This window comes from Paraburkholderia sp. SIMBA_054, assembly GCF_046534875.1.
In the GTDB taxonomy this organism is placed as follows: domain Bacteria; phylum Pseudomonadota; class Gammaproteobacteria; order Burkholderiales; family Burkholderiaceae; genus Paraburkholderia; species Paraburkholderia hospita.
Window position 1 is genome coordinate 1 of the sequence record NZ_JAWRXV010001547.1, and the last position, 242, is coordinate 242.

A 242-nucleotide genomic window follows, 5' to 3' on the forward strand; every position below is an offset into this window, starting at 1 on the left:
GGCCAGCAGCCTGGAAGAAACCGCGGCGAGCATGGAGCAGATCACGTCGACGGTGCAGCAGAACGCCGATCACGCGTCGCAAGCGAACACGCTGGTCACGCGCGCGGCGGACGCGGCGCTCGAAGGCGGACGCGCGGTCGAACGCGTGGTGTCGACGATGGGCGACATCAGCCGCTCGTCGCAGAAGATCGCCGAGATTACGAGCGTGATCGAAGGCATCGCTTTCCAGACCAACATTCTTG

The 242-nt window shown here is 64.9% G+C and carries 1 protein-coding gene; it reads left to right on the plus strand.

Annotated features, from left to right (window positions below; translation table 11 throughout):
* Window positions 1-242 (plus strand): methyl-accepting chemotaxis protein (locus SB822_RS60230; protein ID WP_410859530.1); only part of this gene is annotated, 242 nt, incomplete at both ends.